Genomic DNA, 15,722 nt, shown 5'->3' with positions numbered 1-15,722 from the left:
CTCGCTGTTCCCACGGGGGAAGCACGACACCTGTCGCGCCTCCCCGTTTTGTTTTGCGGATCAACCCGCCTGTGCGGCCAATTCAGCTTCGCGCTGAGCGATGGCGTGTTCCAGTTCCGGGGAGCGCTTGGCCCATTGCTCGGGGGGGAGAGGCTTGGACCATTCGATGATGTCGGGGTAAGTGAGGTCTGGAGGTGGATTTAACTTAAGACGCTCCAACACCTCAACCAACAACATATTGAAGATAAATATTCCAAAAAAACCTTCCCATAACAATGCTAAAACCCAGCCTCTTTTATTGGCAGCATCGACTATCACTTTCATATAAGTGGCTAATACGCCTTTTGGCCGTAGAAATCTTGCAGTTTCATCAACTACTGCTTCGGGACCTATTTCCATATAGCTGCGCATGCACTCCCATACTGCCATTGCAGAGCGCCCTCCCCCACAAGCAAAGGAAAAGGTACAGAACCTTAGGTTGCTTAATGCGGACTTATCCGGGTTTTCAAATGTCACCTCCAGCATGCCCGAAGTGTGCCTACCCGCTTGGCTAATTGATTGGTGCTCAGTCGCTTTAGCTATGACCGTTTCCCAAGGAACAATCCAATAATCAACAGCACCGACTGGAATACAAACTTCACGGCGCTGACGATTGAAGCGTGCGGGCATGGGAGTGGGCCGAAAAAGTGCATTCACCAACATTAAAATCGGAATACCCACTATGACAGAACCGCCGATAGCTATATATAAACCCAATTCAGGCAAAGTCCCAAGAAAATAACAGGACATCGCAAAAAATAACAAAACACTTGGCCATAAAACCATTACTACCGAACCAATAGCATAGCTTCCAACATCCATATAAACATCATTTTTACGCCATATATTATTGAGAATATCTGTTGGCTTCTCTCCAGTAGGGATAGGTAACGGGGACAGGCAATCCACCTGCGACAACATGGTTTTTTGGCTTTCACTTGCTGATAGAGCACTCACTCTCCCTTCCTCTTTGGTTGCAAAAAATGACCATTTAATGTGGCACTTAATGCATAGCTCTGAGCTTTATCCAACACAGGCGTAGGGTCGTTGCGCAATGCAATTAAACCTTCACTTAGTGTAAATGTGAATGCTAAGCCATTCTCACCGCCGATAAATTTTTGAGAACCGAGCATAGAAGTTATGGGAGTCTGGTAGCGTATACGCAACGATACTTTGCTTGGCTTTGATCCCAATAAATTTGGGATGGCATTAAACAAACCACTGAGTCGAAGCCCCTGACCCTCCTGATAAGGAATCCATTGGCAATTGCTATTCCTAATCCAATGCCCACCGATATCCTGCAAAGATCTTGGCGGTGCGACTCTCTCGGAAGCGATATTATTTTTTATTTTTGCTCGCCATGCCGGAGTATCGATCGGATCGCCAATCATCACTACCTCCAAATAAGCACTAGAGGGCTCTGCGCCAGGTAAATCTATGATTAGAGAGTGAATTTCCTCTGCATTTTCGAAACCTTGACGATCAAGCGTTGGCAGCGCGCGGACAGCACCGTCGAAACTAACTCGTGGAGAATAGAGAATATTGTACAAGCGATCCATTTCTTCGCCTTGCCCAACTGATGATATAGGCGACATATAACTGGCGCGCTTTTTAGACCAACAGCAATAGCCAAGAAAGCTCTGTATAGGCGTTTGGCGCATATACCATACAACCAGATAAAGCATACCCAATACCAACAACAAATAATTAACAGACCCCATAAACATCAAATAGCGTGAATTTGAAACTACCAATCCGAACAAATGAGAAAGACTTTTCAAAGCGTAATTATATCCAAGAAAAGCTTGCGCAGCGGTGACAATTGTTTGCCCAGCTACAACCTTTTGCTGCAATTTCACCCATGGATCTATATGGCCTGCTGCACTATCCAGTTGTTTCTTTAGGGACATATATTCTGATAGAGCTGCCCCGAATGATAAGGACCCAATTACACCTCCAAAAAACGTCATTGCAGAACCATTAGAAATCAATACTTTTAACTGACCTTTTCCACGACTCCAAAATCCCTTGCGAACCTGAACATCCACTACAGCCATCAACGCCGCCCCGGCATACAGCGTTGCCGAGGCCGTATCGTATTGACGTTGTTCATCCATCCCTTCCAGCACACTCGCCTGGCTCAAATAATTATTTGCATTCCAACTATTAAGCAGCAACGCCGCGATGGCGATCACACCTCCGCTTTTTTGCACGGCAGGTGCGTTGACAATATCAGCGACACGACCGGCTCCTATCGCTTTACCGGTGGTGCTGGCCCATTGCGTTAACTCTTCAGCGTTGCGGCCAAACAGTTGGAGCACTTGCCGTCCTTTTTCATTAATGACCCGTAGACCCACTTGGCTACCGACTCGAGCGGCAATCATGACGGTCAACCATGGGCCTTTGAGAGGGGCGCCCGGTCCACCGCTAAGCAAAAGCAATGAAGCACCTAACCGCTTGATCAAAATGTTCCAAGGACCAGTCGCATTTTTGGCCAGACCTTTGAGGTCCGACAAAATACTCACTCCCTTTGGGCCCAGTATTTTGATCAATGCTTGTTCTGCATTAGCATGGTTCTCAATACTCAGCGCGGTAACCAACTCAACGGCACGACTACCGCTAACTACCGCTGCGTCGAGTGTGGGGCTCCACCCCGAAAACAACTGCTTTAACGCCCCATCATCCGCACTGCGTACATAATCCGCATATTGCTCAGCGCCAACTGTGCGCAAGCACTGCGCGCTAAGGCAGGCCAAAGCCAGTTCGTCCAGCCAGTGGCGGTGGTCGCTGTCTTGATAATCCACAAACCACGTACCGCTGTGGTGACGCGGCAGGTAGGTGCCACGATCGGCATACAGGGCTTCGTGTCGCTCTTTCAGGTGATCAAAGTGTTTCGGGGCTGTTTCGTCGAGCCATTGGTTCATGGCGGGCAGGTCGATGTATTGCTCGACTTTGTCGGAGGTGTGTTTGTTTCTCAAGTTGTTGACTTTGCTTTCCTGGTAATCGCGCACTACTTGCAGCACTTCATCATGCAATTGAAGTGGGATGAAGCCGCGGATGGGCGCTACTGCGGCTTGTTCACGCAGGTGTATTTCTGCCAGTCGGGTATCTGCTTCTACATTGGTGTGGGTGGTGCCGCGTCGAATGTTGGCGGTGTAACGTTGTCTCGCCAGTTGCTTCAGTTGGGTGCGCGCATTGAGCAACATCTGCGCCTGCTCACGCGTCAGTTCAATGTCCTGTTCCCGATAGCGGTAAATCAGCATCCCGATCACCTCGTCGGGATCCTCCGTAATCAAACTCCGCACAAACCCGCCAATGCTCAGCCGCAGGTTGTTATCGGCCTGCCACTGTTCATGCCGCGACTCGATCAGTTCTTGCTCGTGGTTGATGTCGCGCAAAACACCCAGGTCATCGTCAAGGCAGGCCAATACCGTGAACAACCCGCGTGACTGCGCATGAGCCCGTTCCATCAGGTCTTGCGTTCGAGTTGTAGCCCACTGCTCAGCGCTCCATTCACCCGGCGGCGTGACGTCGTCCGACACAGCCGGGTAGCTCGCCGACACTTTTTCCCGCTCATGCAGCCAATGCATGGCATCGGTGTAGGCCTTGATGTTGTCGGGCGTCGGATCTGCCATGACCTTCTTGCCCAGTTGGTCCGCACTCTCGCGTAAAGCCGGTTGATGACGCTGGTAATCAATCGCCATCGCCAAGTCATAGGTGCTCGGAATCAACTCGGCCATCACGCTTTTCGATTCACTCAACGGCGCGCAATGCGGCGCTTGCAGCGTATTGGCCACTTGCCGCAGGTCGAGTCGGCGCATGCGTTTGGCGCGCTGTTGAGGGTCGTGCAGGTCGGCGCAGGCGGCCGGGTTAAGCGGGATTTCGCTGTAGAGCAGCCAGGCGTCTTGTTGCTTGGCCAGCGCCAAGCCACTCAAGGTGCCTGACTGGACGACGGTGTCATCCTCATCCAGACCCTGGCTGAGCAGCAGGTTGTTTTCAGCCACTGCATAGCGCTGCAATGGGCCACTGCCTTGCCACACATAGACAAACCCCTTGCGCAAAAGGCGCGCAGCCATCGGGTGGCTTTGGGTCTGTGTGCCGGGCTGGCACGCCGGATGGCTGGCGGGTTCTTCGCTGAGGGCGTAGCGCACCGGCACGACAAATAACTGCGGCTGGCTGGCCGGGCACTGTTGAACGGTGCTGTTGATGTCAACGTGTTCGCAGGCACTGGCGGCGCGCCGGGCCTCCGACAGGTTGACCATTGAGGCCAGACGTTTATCAAGGTTCATAGCGCACGCTCTGCAGGCTTCATTTGCGTCATCAATTCGTCCAGTAACTGCTCCAGACGCTGTTCGGGGCCGACTGCTCGCTGGCTCAACACCTGGCGATAGACCGCATGCTCCGGGCCTTCGGGAAACTCATCACCGAAGGCGGCATACAGGCTTGCCCAGGCCATGACTTCGTCGTCGGCGCTGTAGCCCTGGCGCGCCGCATAGCGCTGACAACCCAGCGCCCATGCCTGTTGCGCCGGCTCGTCCAAACCCTGCAAACACGGCGCAAAGTAGCGCTGGCCATGCTCAACAAGGCGCTGTGTAAAGTGCTCGCGCCGGGCTTGGCACAGATGCTCCAGCGTCTGTGCACTCAACGTCAGCCAAGGCGTCGAGGCGTAGCGGGCGCAGGGTTGATGCGGGTTGTTCTGCTGGATAACCACGCCACCCGGCAGCCTGATGACGCGAACCGGGCCCATCAGTAAATCCCGCTCAGCCTCTGCCAGATCTGCCAGCCACAGGCGGGTAATGCACGGGTCGTAGAAACGGAAAAAAGCCGTGACATCGCCCGCAAGCCGGACATGGATCAGGCTACGCAGGTGCTCTAAAACAAGGGTTTCGTCTGCGTCAGACTCCAGCCAGATACCCGCTCGACCCTGCCAATGCTCAATAAAGGTGTTGGCCAGCGCACTGCCCGGCTCGACGCTAACCAGCACCGGACCAAAAGAAGCCATCTCGGCATAGCGGGTGGTCAGGTACAGCGAATGCCCAACCGTGATGTTCGCCAACTCAAACAGGCGCGCAAAGATATTCGGGATCAGATGACTGTCGAGCAGCAGGTAGGCGCGGGTCATGCCTGCCCCTCCTGCAAGGCTTCGCAGGCCAGGCACACGGGCGCCCGATTCGCACTGGCACTGGCAAAGGCGCGTTTTTGCGACTCAAGCGCAAGCGCAGTCATCACCTCGATCCCATCCGGATTGGCCGGCACTGCCGGCATGCCCGGTATCGGCACCCCGCCCGGCAAGATCGGTGAGCTGCTGTAAATCCCCAATGGAGTGAGTTGCAAGTGTTGCCCGCCCGCCATCAGGGTCAACAGCGGGCCGCCGTCGACCACCAGCGTGGCCCCGGCCTTGAAGTGCGCGTGCACCCCGGCTTCAACGGCCATGACCAGCCCCACGCGGGTGTGGCTGGTCATGGCGACGGCCTGGAAGTCATTCCCTTGCACTTCAACCTTGCGGTCGCCGCTGACGGTTTGCTGGTCTTCGCCCTTGAGCACCACCACGCTGGTGCCGCTGATGGTTTCTTCGCGCTGGCCATCGATCTGCAAGCGGCTGTCGTTTTCAATGTGTTGCTGCATGTCGCGCTGGGCATGCAGGTAGATTTTCTCTTGGCCCTGACGGTCTTCAAGGCGCAATTCGTTATAGCCACCACCGCCCGGTGCGCTGCGACTGCGCAAGGTGCTTTGGGTTTTATCGGCAGGCAGTGTGAGCGGCGTCGGAGTCACGCTCGACACCAGGCAGCCTGAAATAACCGGCTGATCGACATCACCCTCCAGGTAGCTGACCAGTACTTCCATGCCGACCCGAGGGATTGTCACCGCGCCATAGCTGTCGCCCGCCCAACTGGAGGCGACGCGCAGCCAGCAACTGCTGGTGTCGTCACTCGCTCCGCTGCGGTCCCAATGGAAGCTGACCTTGACCCTGCCGAACGCGTCGCAGTGGATCTCCTGCCCTGCCGGGCCGGTAACTCGGGCTGTCTGGCTGCCATGGATACGCGGCTTGGCAAACACCACGGGCGAGCGGTACGTCACGCCCTCGGGGATCGCCACAAAGTGGTTGCGATAGCCTTGGCTAAAGCCCTGTGAATGCAATAGAGCCGAGCGGCCACCTTGCTCTTCAAGCACCTGTGGTTGTTTGCCTTCGTGGTGAACGTGGGTCAGTAGCCACGGCACATTCCAGTCGCTAAAAGGGTGCTCGCTGAGGGTTAAAAAGTGACCGCTGCTCAAGCTCGGCTGATCACTGTGGCCGCTGGCCTGGCGATAATCGCTCTGATGCTGTTCCAGCGCTCGTTGGCTTTGGCGCTCGCCTTGAGCATCGCTTGTGAAGCGACCGGGGTAGCTGTAATGCTCAAGCGGGCGCTGCTTGAGGTCGCTTTGGCTGTTGGCCTCCAGCGTGCGGCTGGCAGCTTTAAAGTCGTAATCACGTCGCGCGGTACTGTTGGTTCGGGTTTGCAGGCGCAGATCAAACCCCTGAATCGCCGCCGCTGAGGCCACCATTCCGCCGCCGGGCACGTAAGGCGTTGCCGGTTGCAACGAGGTAAAAGCCGCCTGTCCATCACCGAACTGTAAGTAGTGGGCATCAGACGAATGCTTGAAGTGGTAACGCATGCCTTCTTCAAAACACAGCCGCTGAATGAAATGCAGGTCGGACTCGGCGTACTGCACACAGTACTCGCGAGGTTCGTAGGTCGATTGCAGCGTGAAACCGTAGGCATTGCCGAGAATGCCGTGCTCTTCGAGCAGGGTTTCGATGATCTGCTGCACAGTCTGGTTCTGGAAAATACGCTGATTGGTGCGGTGTTTCAGGTAGGCCAAACGTGGCACCAGCGTCAGGCGATAGTGCGTGAAGCGCTTGCCTGGGCTGCATCGGACGATCTGATAAATCTGCCCGTGAATACCGCGCCCTAGGCCATCAAAGGCCAAAAAAGCCGGGGTGTGCAGCAGCGCTTCGAGGTCCAGATCTGCGCGATCACACACCAGCTCAACGTCAAAGGCAAAGGGCGTGTTGAGCCCTTCGTCACCGCTGAAGGCCAGCACCTCAACAGGATGAGGGCAACGGTTGATGTTCAGCCTGAACGAGTTGTCGCGAGCAAATGCGGGCATCCATGACTCCTCTGACGCGAGGTCAGCGCAAAGGAGTGAACGCTAAAGGATGGGCACAGCGCAGGATGTAGGAGAAGTCTCTACTTACGAGGGAATACGGCCTTCGTTGTCGGAGATCCGTAAATCTGTGTGGGAGCGGGCTTGCTCGCGATCTTTTATACGGTCAAAAGATCGCGAGGCAAGCTCGTGCCTACAGAGGGAGGGTGAGGCTTAAGCAGCAGGCTTGCTGTTGCTGATCAACGTGCCCACACCGGTGTCGGTGAAGATTTCCAGCAGTACGGCGTTCGGTACACGGCCATCGACAATGTGCGCGGTGGTCACGCCACCTTGCACAGCCTCCAGCGCACAGCGAATCTTCGGCAGCATGCCGCCATAGATGGTGCCGTCTTCAATCAACCCGTCGACCTGCGCGGTGGTCAGGCCGGTCAGCACATGACCTTCCTTGTCCATCAAGCCGGCAATGTTGGTGAGCAGCATCAGCTTTTCAGCTTTCAGTGCCTCAGCCACTTTGCCCGCCACAAAGTCAGCGTTGATGTTGTACGACTCGCCGTCCGGGCCCACACCAATCGGCGCAATGACCGGGATGAAGTCACCCTTGGTCAGCATGTTGAGCAAGTCGGTGTTGATCCCGGTGACTTCGCCCACATGACCGAAGTCGATGATTTCAGGCGTGGTCATTTCAGGAGTCTGGCGCTTCACCACCATCTTTTTGGCCTGGATCAAACCGGCATCTTTGCCGGTCAGCCCGATAGCGCTGCCGCCATGACGGTTGATCAGGTTGACGATTTCCTTGTTCACATGACCGCCCAGGACCATTTCAACAACGTCCATGGTTTGCGAGTCGGTCACGCGCATGCCGTCGATAAAATGACTCTCGATGGACAAACGCTTGAGCAGATCACCGATTTGCGGGCCGCCACCGTGGACCACGACCGGGTGGATACCCACCGCTTTCATCAGCACGATGTCGCGCGCAAAACCGGTTTTCAGGTCATCGTTTTCCATCGCGTTGCCGCCGTACTTGATGACCAGCGTCTTGCCGACATAGCGGCGAATGTAAGGCAGCGCTTCGGACAAAACCTTGGCGACGTTAGAGGCGGCATCACGTTCGAGGGTCATTCAGGGCTCCGGTAAAACTCAGTCGATCAAAACGGTAGTTGAAGATCAGGTGCCACACGCTTGAGTTGAGCGTGGAAAACATCCTTGATGCGTTGCAGTTCGGCCTCGGTATCAGCCTCAAATCGCAGCACCAGCACCGGCGTGGTGTTGGACGCGCGAACCAGGCCCCAGCCTTGTGGATAGTCGACGCGCACGCCGTCAATCGACGTCAGCTCGGCGGTTTCACCCCATTGGGCGTCATGCAGGGCTTCAATGATGCTGAATTTGCTCTCATCCGTCACATCGATATTGATTTCTGGCGTAGAAATATCGTTCGGGAAGGTCTCAAACAGTTCTTCAGCGGTCTGCTGTTGTTTGCTGAGGATCTCCAGCAGGCGCGCAGCGCTGTAAATGCCGTCATCAAACCCGAACCAGCGCTCTTTGAAAAAGATATGCCCGCTCATTTCACCGGCCAGCAAGGCGCCGGTCGCTTTCATCTTCTTCTTGATTAACGAATGCCCGGTCTTCCACATCATTGGGCGACCACCGTATTCCTTGATCAGCGGGGTCAGGCGGCGAGTGCACTTCACATCGAAGATGATCTCGGCGTCCGGGTTGCGCTCCAGAACGTCCTGGGCAAACAGCATCAGCAAGCGGTCCGGAAACACCATGGTGCCGGTGTTGGTCACCACGCCGACACGGTCGCCGTCGCCGTCAAAGGCCAGGCCCAGGTCGGCATTGGTTTCTTTTACCTTGGCGATCAGGTCTACTAGGTTTTCAGGTTTGCCCGGGTCCGGGTGGTGGTTCGGGAAGTTACCGTCCACCTCGCAGAACAGCGGGATCACCTCACAGCCCAGCGCCTCCAGCAGTTGCGGCGCGATCACGCCGGCAGCGCCGTTACCGCAATCGACCACGACCTTGAGCTTCTTGGCCAGCTTGATGTCTTTGACAATTTCATCGGCGTAGCGCGACAAAATATCAACGCGCTCGATACTGCCTTCGCCCCACGTCAGGTCGTTGGTTTTCAGGCGCGTGTGCAGCGCCTGAATCTGCTCGTTGGCCAGGGTGTCACCGGCGATCACGATTTTGAAACCGTTGTAGTTCGACGGGTTATGGCTACCGGTGAGCATCACGCCCGACTTGCCCGCCAACACGTTGGCCGCGTAGTACAGCGCAGGCGTGGGCACCAGGCCCACATCGCTGACGTGGCAACCGCTGTCAGCAACGCCCTGGATCAAACGCTCGACCAGCGCCGGGCCAGACAAACGACCGTCACGGCCGATCGACACGTGGGGCTCGCCTTTGGCCAGGCTCTCGGAACCAATGGCGCGGCCAATCCAGTAGGCGGTTTCAGCGGTCAATGTTTGCGGCACCACACCGCGAATGTCATAGGCGCGAAAAATGGTGTCAGGGAAGTTGGGGGCGACCGAAGCAGGGCTGCTCATTACAGGGAAGACTCCATTCTTGAAGAGTGTGGGGAACGCGAATAAGGGTTAGAGAGTGCCGGAATGCCCGAAACCGCCAGCACCACGCTGGCTTTCGTCGAACTCCTCGACCAACTCAAAGTGCGCCTGCACCACCGGCACCAGCACCAGTTGAGCAATGCGCTCGCCGATGGTGATGTTGAAGGCCGTTTGACCACGGTTCCAGCACGACACCATCAACTCGCCCTGGTAATCGGAGTCGATCAGACCCACCAGATTACCCAGCACGATGCCATGTTTGTGGCCCAGGCCCGAGCGCGGCAGGATCAACGCAGCCAGGCCCGGATCGCCGATGTACACCGATAGTCCGGTCGGGATCAACAGGGTTTGGCCCGGTTCCAGCACGGTGTCTTCTTTGAGCATGGCGCGCAGATCAAGACCTGCGGAGCCAGGGGTGGCGTATTGCGGCAGCGGGAATTCGGTACCAATGCGTGGATCAAGGATTTTGGCTTGCAAAGCGTGCATTCGAGTTAAACCTGGTTCAGACGTTCGGCGATAAAAGTGATCAGCTGGCGGGCAATCTTGCCCTTGCTGGTCTGGGCAAATACGGTGGCATGCAGGTCGCGGTCAATCACGCTGCAGGCGTTCTCTTCGCTGTTGAAGCCGATGCTGGGGTTAGCCACATCGTTGGCCACAATCAGGTCGAGATTTTTGTCTTTCAGCTTGCGCGCGGCGTAATCGAGCAGGTGCTCGGTCTCTGCGGCAAAGCCGACACTAAAAGGGCGGTCCGGGCGCGTTGCAATGGTGGCCAGAATGTCTGGGTTGCGCACCATTTGCAGCAGCAGGCCGTCGCCTTTCGTAGGGTCTTTCTTGAGTTTTTGCGGGGCAACGACTTCCGGGCGGTAATCCGCAACCGCAGCCGACGCGATAAACACGTCACACGGGATCGCAGCCTCACACGCGGCGAGCATGTCGCGGGCGCTGACAACGTCAATGCGGCTGACGCGATCAGGCGTAGGCAAATGCACGGGGCCGGTGATCAGCGTGACGCGGGCGCCCGCCTCAACCGCTGCTTCGGCCAGGGCAAAGCCCATTTTCCCGGAGCTGTGGTTGGTGATGTAGCGCACCGGGTCGATGTTCTCTTGGGTCGGGCCTGCCGTGATCAGCACGTGCTTGCCGGTCAACGCCAGATGCTGGAAGCACTCGGCCGCGCAGTGCACCAGGTCATCGGCTTCGAGCATGCGGCCAAAACCCACGTCGCCGCAGGCCTGGCTGCCGGAAGCTGGGCCAAACACCTTGAGGCCGCGGCTCTGAAGCAATTGGGTGTTGGCTTGGGTGGCTGGGTCGCGCCACATGGCCTGGTTCATGGCCGGGGCAATGGCCACTGTGGCGTCCGTGGCCAGCACCAGCGTGGTCAGCAAATCATTGGCCAGGCCTTGAGCCAGACGGGCGATCAAGTCTGCAGTGGCCGGGGCGATCAGCACCAGGTCGGCCCATTTAGCCAGCTCGATATGGCCCATGGCCGCTTCTGCCGCCGGGTCGAGCAAATCCAGATGAACGGGGTGTCCAGACAAGGCCTGCATGGTCAACGGGGTGATGAATTCACTGCCGCCGCGCGTCATGACCACGCGCACTTCTGCGCCTTGGTCCAGCAGGCGGCGAACCAGCTCTGCACTCTTGTAAGCAGCAATGCCGCCGCCGACGCCCAAAACAATGCGTTTTCGATACAGCCGCTGCATAGGCCTGCCTTCTAGTTCGATGATGACTGCGCGGAAAATGGCCAAATGCCACGCAAAAATGATGGGCTAAGATAACACAGCGCTTGCTACGGAACAGCGGCGCACCCACACACGGAGGTGTCATGAGTATCAGAAATTGGCCTGCGGCTGAGCGCCCGCGCGAGAAACTTTTGGAACACGGATCGGCCAGCCTTTCGGATGCCGAACTGCTGGCAATCTTCCTGCGCACCGGGGTTTCGGGCAAAAGTGCTGTCGATCTGGCGCGGCATTTACTCACCGAATTCGGCAGCTTGCGCGCCTTGCTGGAGGCAGATTTGGGAGCGTTCAGTCGCCAGCTCGGGCTCGGCCCCGCCAAGTTCACCCAACTGCAAGCAGTGCTGGAAATGGGCCGCCGCCACTTGGCCGAGCGTCTGCGTCGGGACTCCGCCCTAGAGAGCCCGCAGGCGGTTCGCGACTACCTGAAATCCTTGCTGCGCCACGAGCCCCACGAAGTGTTCGGCTGCCTGTTTATGGACTCCAAACACCGCATGCTCGCCTTTGAAGTGCTGTTCAGAGGGTCGATCGACAGCGCCAGCGTTTACCCGCGCCAAGTGGTCAAACGGGCCCTGGCGCACAACGCGGCGGCCGTTATTTTTTGTCATAACCACCCGTCCGGCAATTCAGAGCCCAGCCAGGCCGACCGCACCCTGACCCAGCGCCTCACGGAGGCGCTGGATCTGATCGAAGTGCGGGTGCTGGATCACTTCATTGTCGGTGAAGGTGAGCCGCTGTCGATGGTCGAACACGGTTGGATGTGACGCTTAAGGCTTCACGCTAACCGTCGAAAAGTCCTGACGTCCAAACGGGCTTACCTGATAACCCTGTACGTCTTTACGGGTTAACGCGTAGGCCGTTGGATGTGCCAGCGGCAGCCACAAAGCCTGCTGCTGAATCTCTGCCTGAGCCTTTTGATACAGCGCGCTGCGCTTGTCCTGATCGCTGATGGTTTTGCCCTGACTGATCAGCGTGTCGAGGGTTTTGTCGCAGTAGCGGGCAAAGTTGGTCCCGGACTTCACCGCTGCACATGAAAACTGCGGCGTCAGGAAGTTGTCCGGGTCACCGTTATCACCCGCCCAGCCCATAAACAGCAGATCGTGCTCGCCCGCCTTGGCGCGACGAATCAACTCGCCCCACTCGATCACGCGGATATCCGCCTGAACGCCAATCTTCGCCAGATCCGCCTGCAACAACTGCGCCCCCAGGCTTGGGTTGGGGTTCAGCACGCTGCTGGTCGGACGCGTCCAGATCGTGGTTTTAAAGCCGTCCTTGAGGCCCGCTTTGGCCAACAGCTCTTTGGCCTTTTGCGGGTCATGGGCATAACCCGGCAGGTTTTTGGCGTAGCCCCAGGTGTTAGGCGGGTAAATGCCGTTGGCCGCCTGCCCGCTGTTTTCGAACACCGCCTTGAGGTACGTGTCCTTATCGAACGCCAAATTGATGGCCTGCCGCACTTCAGGTTTATCCAGCGGCGGATGCTGACTGTTGATGGCCACGAACGCGGTCATAAAGGCAGGCGTTTGCGCGACGGCCAGGGTGGTGTCCTTGAGGGCCGCATCGACATCTAGCGGTTTAGGCGAGAGGGCGATCTGGCACTCGTTGCGCCGCAGTTTTTGCAACCGCACGTTGGCATCCGGGGTGATGGCAAAAATCAGTGCGTCAACCGCAGGTTTGCCAGCGAAATAGTCCGGGTTGGCCTTGTAGCGCACCACGGCATCCTTCTGATAGCGGCTGAACACAAATGGCCCCGTCCCGATCGGCTGGCTGTTCATCAGTTCAGGGGTCCCCGCCTTGAGCAATTTGTCGGCGTATTCAGCTGAATAGATCGACGCAAAGCCCATGCTCAAGGCCGGCAGGAAGGTGGAGTCCGGGTGGCTGAGAGTAAAACGCACCGTCAGCGGATCCGGGGTTTCAATCTTCTTGATCAACTCGGGCAATTGCAGCGACTGCGCATGCGGGAAGCCGCTCTGCGCCACCTTGTGCCACGGGTTGGCCGGGTCGAGCATGCGCTCGAAGCTGAAACGCACGTCATCGGCGTTCAACTCACGCGTCGGCGTAAAGTAAGGCGTGGTGTGGAACTTGACCCCGGGGTGCAGCTTGAACTCGTACACAAGGCCGTCAGGCGACACTGACCAGCTTTGCGCCAGGCCCGGCACCAACTTGGCCGCTGTGGCGTCATAGTTCACCAGGCTGTTCATCAGCACGTCTGCCGAGGCATTGGTGGTGGTGAGCGAGTTGTACTGCACTACATCGAACCCTTCCGGGCTTGCCTCGGTGCACACACTCAAGGTGGCTGCATGAGCCAACGGGCTCAGGCACAGGGTGAGCAAAAAGGGGGCAGCAGCGAGACGCATATTCTGATTCCTTTGCAAGTCGTTGGCCCATCTGCAAGTGCAGTCTGGAAAACGCCTACCCTAGTGTTCTGATTGCCAAATGACTACTTTTTAATAGCATCGAATACCCTCGGTGCCTCCTGATTCTGGTTCTCAGACGCAAGGCCCGTATCGAGATTGGCCTGCACCTCACCTGAAACCTTTCATCTCGCGACGAGCGGTCGCCGCACGTTCGGCATAGGCTTTACCGTGGATTGCAGCTAGAATGCGGCCTTTATTAATCACTAGAAATCACACTGCATGTTGTTGCGCTTTAGTCTTTCTGGTATAAAGCAGCGCTCTTTTCTAGGGGCCCGGTTCCTTCGTTTGTAGGTGTAGCCGGTAAGACCCTTAAAGAAACGCGGCGCCTGGCGCCAAATGACTGAGAGATTAAGCGGCCAACCCATGCCGGGTTGGGCATGTGGTTTTAGAGGGCTGAGGCATGTCGAGAGTCTGTCAAGTTACCGGTAAGGGTCCGGTGACTGGGAATAACATTTCCCACGCAAATAACAAAACCCGTCGTCGTTTCCTGCCGAACCTGCAGCATCACCGCTTCTGGGTTGAAGAAGAGAAACGTTTCGTGCGTCTGCGCGTATCTGCCAAAGGCATGCGTATCATCGACAAGCGTGGCATCACTGTCGTGCTGGCCGAAATCCGTCGCGCTGGCAAGATCTAAGGGAGCTAATCATGCGTGAATTGATCCGTTTGGTGTCGAGCGCTGGTACAGGCCATTTCTACACCACAGATAAGAACAAGCGCACCACTCCGGACAAAATCGAAATCAAAAAATTCGATCCGCGGGTTCGCAAGCACGTTATCTACAAAGAAGCCAAAATCAAGTAATTGGTTTTTTCTTCTACAAAAAAGGCCCCTATCTCACGATACGGGCCTTTTTTGTTGCCTACAGAACAGCCAATGCGGGTTTAACCGCAGATCTGGCTACCCACTCGGTTCTGGTCATCGACCAGCACGCGCAGGCGGTATGCGTTGTACTCTTTGGTGTAACCTTTGCCCGGATGCTCGATACGAACATCTTTGGCGCCGTAGCTGGTGCGCAAAAATTCGACGACCTCAGGTGTCGCCTGAGGTGGAACAAGGTAGTTGATCACCAGGTTGGTGTTGCACTTGCCGTTTTCGTTCGCCACAGCGGTTAAAGGCACAGCACCCAAAGCCACAGCACCTGCCAGCAATACACCTTTTAACGTTGTAAAAGCAGTCATAAATCATCCTTACCTAATAAGTGTGAAAGGTGAAATCACCCGTCACGGCGTACTCATTCCGTGAGCCGCCTTCGCCTTTAGAGACTGGCTCAGATTGACCCGGCAGGCCGGGGCCAGCTGTTTCAAGATCTGTGCACCACGCACCTGTTGACGAACAATAAAAAAGCCCTGCCATCCGTGAATGGCAGGGCTTTTGATGGCTCTAAACAGGGCGTCTCAGGCCTTCTGCTCAAAGGCCACGTAAAACTTCCGACATGGCTCAAGCACTTCCCACGTGCCCTTGAACCCCGCCGGGATGACAAAACGATCACCCGCCCGCAGGGTCTTGGCGTTACCTTCTCGGTCACGCAATACCGAAACGCCCTGCACAATTTCACAATATTCATGCTCAGTGAAATTGACCTCCCACTGGCCCACGTCGCTTTCCCACATGCCGGCATTTAATTGCCCACAGTCACTGGCGTAATGGTTATGCAAGACCTGCTCAGGGTTGCCCTTCAAGAGCTTCTCGGGGGCCGGGGTGTAGCGCTCGGCTTGGGTATTGGCGGTGTTGAAGTCGACGACGTTTTCAATGCTCATTGATTGATCCCCCCGAAATAACAGCGTGATAGGCGTGAAAGCCTGAAGTCTATGTTTATTAAAACGAAC

General features: G+C 56.5%; 13 protein-coding genes and 1 pseudogene. 3 read left to right on the top strand and 11 right to left on the bottom strand.

Features of this window, described 5'->3' with window-relative positions; translation table 11 throughout:
• Positions 1 to 60 precede the first annotated feature (60 nt).
• The 8 genes and pseudogenes from AAEZ03_RS08245 to coaBC all read right to left on the bottom strand — a co-directional run bounded on the left by AAEZ03_RS08245 (position 61) and on the right by coaBC (position 11,449).
• On the bottom strand, positions 61 to 996 hold the full coding sequence (locus tag AAEZ03_RS08245) for a hypothetical protein (RefSeq protein ID WP_502947914.1): 936 nt from the start codon (positions 994 to 996) through the stop codon (positions 61 to 63).
• Positions 993 to 4,328, bottom strand: coding sequence for a toxin VasX (locus AAEZ03_RS08240; protein ID WP_350577620.1), 3,336 nt, complete (start codon positions 4,326 to 4,328; stop codon positions 993 to 995). The genes AAEZ03_RS08245 and AAEZ03_RS08240 overlap by 4 nt, the downstream gene beginning before the upstream one ends.
• Entirely contained in the window at positions 4,325 to 5,161 is an 837-nt protein-coding gene (locus tag AAEZ03_RS08235; protein ID WP_350577618.1) for a DUF4123 domain-containing protein, read from the bottom strand. Before AAEZ03_RS08235 ends, AAEZ03_RS08240 begins: the two co-directional genes overlap by 4 nt.
• Complete coding sequence (locus AAEZ03_RS08230) at positions 5,158 to 7,188, bottom strand: type VI secretion system Vgr family protein (RefSeq protein ID WP_350577615.1); 2,031 nt, start codon at positions 7,186 to 7,188, stop codon at positions 5,158 to 5,160. The genes AAEZ03_RS08235 and AAEZ03_RS08230 overlap by 4 nt, the downstream gene beginning before the upstream one ends.
• Positions 7,189 to 7,398: 210 nt before the next feature.
• A complete protein-coding gene (gene argB, locus AAEZ03_RS08225; protein ID WP_048387078.1) occupies positions 7,399 to 8,307 on the bottom strand; it encodes an acetylglutamate kinase in 909 nt (302 codons plus the stop codon).
• A gap of 26 nt (positions 8,308 to 8,333) precedes the next feature.
• Positions 8,334 to 9,710 (bottom strand): annotated as a pseudogene (locus AAEZ03_RS08220) (phosphomannomutase/phosphoglucomutase); the annotation flags it as partial.
• A gap of 69 nt (positions 9,711 to 9,779) precedes the next feature.
• Positions 9,780 to 10,235, bottom strand: a complete 456-nt coding sequence (gene dut / locus AAEZ03_RS08215) for a dUTP diphosphatase (protein WP_048387082.1) — start codon at positions 10,233 to 10,235, stop codon at positions 9,780 to 9,782.
• A 5-nt stretch (positions 10,236 to 10,240) separates the two neighbouring features.
• Positions 10,241 to 11,449: a bifunctional phosphopantothenoylcysteine decarboxylase/phosphopantothenate--cysteine ligase CoaBC gene (coaBC, locus tag AAEZ03_RS08210; RefSeq protein WP_048372415.1), complete on the bottom strand. Its 1,209-nt coding sequence runs from the start codon at positions 11,447 to 11,449 to the stop codon at positions 10,241 to 10,243.
• A gap of 122 nt (positions 11,450 to 11,571) precedes the next feature.
• On the opposite strand from coaBC, the gene radC reads away from it, so the two are divergent.
• Entirely contained in the window at positions 11,572 to 12,246 is a 675-nt protein-coding gene (gene radC, locus AAEZ03_RS08205; protein ID WP_048372417.1) for a RadC family protein, read from the top strand.
• Between the two features lie 3 nt (positions 12,247 to 12,249).
• Here the strand turns inward: radC and AAEZ03_RS08200 are convergent, their stop codons facing one another.
• Positions 12,250 to 13,836 carry an ABC transporter substrate-binding protein gene (locus AAEZ03_RS08200; protein WP_350577610.1) on the bottom strand — a complete coding sequence of 529 codons (1,587 nt, stop codon included), beginning with the start codon at positions 13,834 to 13,836 and terminating at the stop codon, positions 12,250 to 12,252.
• A 460-nt stretch (positions 13,837 to 14,296) separates the two neighbouring features.
• Between AAEZ03_RS08200 and rpmB the strand changes: the two genes are divergently transcribed.
• Both rpmB and rpmG read left to right on the top strand, forming a co-directional pair.
• The gene (gene rpmB, locus AAEZ03_RS08195; RefSeq protein ID WP_019410280.1) at positions 14,297 to 14,530 is read left to right on the top strand and encodes a 50S ribosomal protein L28; all 234 of its coding nucleotides are present in this window, start codon (positions 14,297 to 14,299) and stop codon (positions 14,528 to 14,530) included.
• Positions 14,531 to 14,541: 11 nt separating this feature from the next.
• Positions 14,542 to 14,697, top strand: coding sequence for a 50S ribosomal protein L33 (gene rpmG, locus AAEZ03_RS08190; RefSeq protein ID WP_003437824.1), 156 nt, complete (start codon positions 14,542 to 14,544; stop codon positions 14,695 to 14,697).
• A gap of 80 nt (positions 14,698 to 14,777) precedes the next feature.
• On the opposite strand, the gene AAEZ03_RS08185 is transcribed toward rpmG, so the two are convergent.
• Positions 14,778 to 15,074, bottom strand: coding sequence for an I78 family peptidase inhibitor (locus AAEZ03_RS08185; protein ID WP_350577606.1), 297 nt, complete (start codon positions 15,072 to 15,074; stop codon positions 14,778 to 14,780).
• 216 nt (positions 15,075 to 15,290) lie between these two features.
• Positions 15,291 to 15,653 (bottom strand): cupin domain-containing protein, encoded by a 363-nt coding sequence (locus tag AAEZ03_RS08180; protein WP_350577604.1) that lies wholly within the window; start codon positions 15,651 to 15,653, stop codon positions 15,291 to 15,293.
• Positions 15,654 to 15,722 lie beyond the last annotated feature (69 nt).

The organism is Pseudomonas sp. HY2-MNA-CIBAN-0224, assembly GCF_040310285.1.
GTDB lineage: Bacteria > Pseudomonadota > Gammaproteobacteria > Pseudomonadales > Pseudomonadaceae > Aquipseudomonas > Aquipseudomonas helleri.
This window is presented reverse-complemented; position numbering and strand designations above follow the sequence as displayed.